This window comes from Xenorhabdus kozodoii (assembly GCF_002632875.1).
GTDB classification, from domain to species: domain Bacteria; phylum Pseudomonadota; class Gammaproteobacteria; order Enterobacterales; family Enterobacteriaceae; genus Xenorhabdus; species Xenorhabdus kozodoii.
The window spans coordinates 1-1,256 of the sequence record NZ_NJCX01000078.1 but is presented as its reverse complement, the minus strand read 5'-3'; the positions used below and the strand labels follow the sequence as shown (position 1 = coordinate 1,256).

At 43.5% G+C, this 1,256-nt stretch carries 1 protein-coding gene; it reads right to left on the bottom strand.

The features are described from left to right. The coding region (locus Xkoz_RS19140; RefSeq protein WP_141554458.1) for a DUF2235 domain-containing protein at positions 1 to 1,113 on the bottom strand (1,113 nt) is incomplete at its 3' end. Between the last annotated feature and the right edge of the window lie 143 nt (positions 1,114 to 1,256).

Below are 1,256 nucleotides of genomic sequence, written 5' to 3'. Positions count from 1 at the left end.
TGTGCCAATTGCCGCAACCGTATCAAAGAGACCCAGAAAACGGCTTTTCCCCGTGGGATAAGTGGATTGATTCAGATAACGTCGTTGATTGAAACCATCGGTTAAGGCCTGTGCCAGAACGGGATCACGATTAAAAACCCGATTGGCAAAATGGCGTGCCGCCGTAGCCCCGCGACTAAAGCCTATTATATCGAATTGCAGGCATTTGATATTGTCATGGGTCCTCTCCAATGCCACTTCTAATTCAGATTTTATTTTTTGGATGGCCATTTCAGTTTTAGCATGAACACCTGTTTCCCCTACTCCCAATCCATAACCCACGATACTGTCTGATTTTCCTGCCTGAGTGCCAATCCCTTCAATATAGACTTTGATTTGATGTGAGTTTTCATTAGGTTTCCCTTCAAGATATATCTCATGCAAAAAATGCACATTAGTATAGTAACCATCATAACTGATCCGCGAGGTATCACCGGGCAAGCCAAATTGGTTAAAGGCACAACTCATCGACTGTTGATTGATATTGGTTGCTTCTGGAACACATAAAAGCCGCTCATTAATATTGTCGGCATTGTTCCCCGTTCCATCAAAAAAGACACCAATTGTTAAGGTAATACCGCTTTCTATCGCCTGAACTTCCAGCACATATCGCCGATTAAGGGGATGGGCGGTAAACCCTTTTAATGTTGAATCTTTAAAGTGTTCAGAGGCTTTTAATTCTTCTTCTTGCCAGCCTTTTACTGTTGGGTAGGCATCGCTGATTGCCCCTAATGTGATATAACGATAATCATGCTTGCCGTTATAGCTATTTTTCCTTACCTGAAGATTGCCTATTTTTCCGGTATCTGGACGAGCAGGGCATTGGGTTACTTTATCAGCCAAAGGCTGCGCTGAAACAGAGAGTGTCACAGGCATGGGGGGAAGATCTTCTTCACGCAATATTCCATTGCCATCCGTGCTGCCCGTTCGCACAATGCTTTTGTTCCCTCGGCTTTTCAGTTTATAAGGTATCCCTATTAGGGGCTTACCCTGCTCATCTACGAGTTGAAATTCAATCCAGTTTTTCAGTATCTTTTGGCAATCAATGCAATCCGTTGGTTTCAGTTTACTCATTTTGTTTCTTCCTTATTTTAGTTATCCACGGATGCCATTATTGGGGGCAACGCCTTGGCTATCAGTAATAAAATGCCCAACCGTTAACTTATGCAGGCTACGTTTTTCATCCCTCGCCTGTTTCAGCCACGCCAAGATGTTGT